Below are 3,351 nucleotides of genomic sequence, written 5' to 3'. Positions count from 1 at the left end.
GAGCTGCACCGTGCGCTCACGGCCGGTGATGCGGAACATCGTGGTGTTGTCATCAACTTGCTGGATCAGAAGCTCGACAATCTGAACCCGGATTTTCTGTCGTACACGCTGTCGAAAGCGGCGCTGTCGACGGCCACCATGCAGCTCGCGCAGGCACTCGCGCCCGCGCTGCGCGTGGTGGGCGTGGCCCCGGGCATCACGATGGTGTCGGGCGATCAGTCGCAAGGCGGGTTTGCGCGCGCACACCAGATGACGCCGCTGGGCCAGTCGTCCACGCCGGAAGACATTGCCGAGGCGGTGTGCTACCTCGCCACCGCCCGCGCCGTGACCGGCACCACGCTGTTCGTCGACGGCGGCCAGCACCTGATGCCACTGGCCCGCGACGTGATGTTCCTGACCGAATAATTTTTTCCCCGGACGCTCCCCATGCTTTCCCTGCTATCCCACCCGCGCCTGTCGAATTGCCGCCGCATGTTTCTGCGCGACTACGAGGTGCAGATCAACATCGGCGTGCACGACTTCGAGAAGAAGGGCGAGCAGCGCGTCCTGATCAACATCGAGTTGTACGTGCCGCTGGAATACTCGTCGCCCACGCAGGACAAACTGCACGAAGTGGTCGACTACGACTTCATGCGCGACACTGTGGCGCGCCGCATGGCACAAGGTCACATCCATCTGCAGGAAACGCTGTGCGATGACGTGCTGACAGCCATGCTCAAGCACCCGCACGTGCTGGCCGCACGGGTGTCGACGGAAAAGCCGGATGTCTATCCGGATTGCGAGTCGGTGGGTGTCGAGGTCTTCCGCATCAAAGACTAAGCGGCACTCGCATATTCACGGCGCTGCGCGTGCAACGCGCCCGCGACGCTGCCCAGCAGGTCGAGCGCCAGGTGCGCCGTGATCCCGTCCTTGTCGTGGCGCGGGTTGTATTCCACCAGTTCAAACGCCGCAAAGCGCGCATCGCGCGCACAGGCGGCGAGCGCTTGCGTCATGCCCTGGGCGGTGAGCCCGTCCGTTTCGGGCGAGCCCACACCCGGCGCGACGGCGGGGTCGAAGGCGTCCAGATCCAGCGTGACGCCAAAAGCCGCCGTGCCTGACGTGACCAGGCGGATGGCATCTGCCATCACAGCGCGCAAGCCGTTGCGTGCGACCTCTGCGGCATCAATCACACGTACACCCAGCAGATCGAGCAACGTGCGTTCGGCCGGCTCGTAGCTGCGCGCACCAATCACCACCACATGCTGCGGCAGCAGCTTGGGCGCGGCGTCGCGCACCTGCGTGAGCGCTGGTGCGCCGTGGCCGAGCAGCGTTGCCAGCGGCATGCCGTGGATCGCGCCCGAGTCGCTCGTCTGCGGGGTATGGCTGTCGAGGTGGGCGTCGATCCAGATCAGGCCCAGTGCGCCATCCTGCCCTTTCGAGCGCAACGCATTCGCCACGCCTGACCACGTGCCGATCGCGCATGAGTGATCGCCGCCGATGACGACCGGCACATGCCCCGCGTGCACGCTGTGCGCCGTCGCATCGGCCAGCGCACGTGAGAACCCTGCCACACCCGGCAGCGCCGCCAGCCGCGCAGACCGGTTGTGCCCGGCCGACGTTGCCAGCTCGATGTCGTGAACCAGTCCACCGTGCGTATCCGGCGTCTGCAACCGCGCCAGCGCGCCGGCCTGCAGCAGCGCACGCGGGCCGTCCTTGCAGCCGTCGTCTTGCGCTCCGCAGCCGATGGCCGCGCCGATCAGGTCAATGATGGTCATGTGCTGCTCCCCTTGATGCATTGCGTTGTTGCTCATGCCGCTTTGCGGCGCGGCCAGTCGGCCAGCGTGCGGCGGATCACGTCGCGCGCCAGCTCCAGCTCGGCCTGGCCGATCACCAGCGGCGGCGTCAGGCGGATGACGTTGCCGTAGGTGTCCTTGGACAGCACGCCATGCTCAGCCAGCGCCGCGACAAAATCGTGTGCTTCGATGTCGGCATCGAGTTGCAGGCCAATCATCAGACCGCGGCCGCGTACTTGGCGCACACCATGCCCGACCAACGTCTTCAGCTCGGCGATGAAGGCGTCACCCAGACGCGCCGCGCGCTGCGGCAGTTCTTCTTCGATCAGCAAGGCGAGTGCCGCGCGGCCGATGTGCGCTGCCAGCGGGTTGCCACCGAAGGTCGAACCGTGGTCACCCGGCTGGAACACCCCGATGACCGACTCGCGCCCGGCAATGGCCGACACCGGCACCATGCCGCCGCCCAATGCCTTGCCCAGCACCACCAGATCGGCATCCACGCCTTCGTGCCAGCTCGCCAGAACATCGCCGGTGCGGCCCAGGCCGGTTTGCACTTCATCGCAGACCAGCAACACGCTGTGCTGCGTTGCCAGCTCGCGTGCCAGTTTCAGGTAACCCGGTGGTGGCACCACGATGCCGCCCTCGCCCTGCACGGGCTCCATCAGGATCGCGCCCGTGTTGGGGCCGATTGCCGCGCGCAGCGCATCGGCATCGCCAAACGGAATGCGCCGGAAGCCTGCTGCGAACGGCCCGAACCCGTAGCGGTACTGATCGTGCGACGAGAAGCCGACGATGGTGGTCGTGCGGCCATGGAAGTTGTTCTCAAACACGATGATCTCCGCCACCTCGGGCGGTAGACCCTTCACGTCGCGCGCCCATTTGCGGGCGGCCTTGATGGCGGTTTCCACCGCCTCGGCACCAGTGTTCATCGGCAGCGCGCGGTCCATGCGGGTGATGCGGCACACGTCTGCCAGGAAGGGGCCAAGTTCCGTGTTGTGGAAGGCACGCGAGGTGAGCGTCAGGCGGCCGGCCTGTTCAACCAACGCAGCCACGAGTTTGGGGTGCGAATGTCCGAAGCTGACGGCTGAGTAGGCGGACATCATGTCGAGGTAGCGGCGGCCGCTGGTGTCGATCAGCCAGACACCTTCCCCACGTTCCAGCATGACCGGCAGGGGCGCATAGTTGTGCGCGCCATAGCGCTCTTCGAGGGCATAGCTCGGATGTTGCAGTGCGGTCGTCATGATGGCCTCCGGGCGCGTTGGTCGTTCACTTGCGGCGAATTCTGCGATCTGACAAACTCAAAATCAAATCGAATGTTTTTGGTTTTTCGATCCAAAAATTTGATAGGTTGATGCGTCACTTTTTACGGTTGCGCCGTCTTCTCCATGTCGCACTCTCCGCTGCGGTATCTGCATAGCTTTCTGACTGTCGCCAACGAGGGCAGCTTCGTGCGTGCGGCTGACCGCCTGGCTGTGTCGCAGCCGGCACTGTCGTACCAGATGCGGCAACTGGAGCAATGGCTGGGCGTACCCCTGTTCGAGCGCTCGGGGCGCAAGCTCGTGCTCACGCGGGCCGGTGC

General features: G+C 65.4%; 5 protein-coding genes. 3 read left to right on the top strand and 2 right to left on the bottom strand.

What is annotated here, in order from left to right:
- Nucleotides 1–405, top strand: a 405-nt coding sequence (locus JHD73_RS27235) for an SDR family oxidoreductase (protein ID WP_199033252.1), incomplete at its 5' end; no start/stop codon positions are given.
- 21 nt (nucleotides 406–426) lie between these two features.
- Entirely contained in the window at nucleotides 427–819 is a 393-nt protein-coding gene (locus JHD73_RS27230) for a dihydroneopterin aldolase (RefSeq protein WP_199033251.1), read from the top strand.
- Here JHD73_RS27230 and JHD73_RS27225 read toward each other — a convergent pair.
- Nucleotides 816–1,754, bottom strand: coding sequence for an arginase (locus tag JHD73_RS27225; RefSeq protein WP_199033250.1), 939 nt, complete (start codon nucleotides 1,752–1,754; stop codon nucleotides 816–818). The genes JHD73_RS27230 and JHD73_RS27225 overlap by 4 nt on opposite strands.
- A 32-nt stretch (nucleotides 1,755–1,786) precedes the next feature.
- Nucleotides 1,787–3,013, bottom strand: coding sequence for an ornithine--oxo-acid transaminase (rocD, locus tag JHD73_RS27220; RefSeq protein ID WP_199033249.1), 1,227 nt, complete (start codon nucleotides 3,011–3,013; stop codon nucleotides 1,787–1,789).
- A 144-nt stretch (nucleotides 3,014–3,157) separates the two neighbouring features.
- Here rocD and JHD73_RS27215 point away from each other — a divergent pair.
- Nucleotides 3,158–3,351, top strand: a 194-nt coding sequence (locus JHD73_RS27215) for a LysR family transcriptional regulator (protein ID WP_199033248.1), incomplete at its 3' end; no start/stop codon positions are given.

The organism is Ralstonia sp. ASV6 (assembly GCF_016429285.1).
Taxonomy (GTDB): domain Bacteria; phylum Pseudomonadota; class Gammaproteobacteria; order Burkholderiales; family Burkholderiaceae; genus Ralstonia; species Ralstonia flaminis.
Note: the sequence above shows the minus strand (reverse complement) of the source record. Positions and strands in the feature narration are given on the sequence as shown.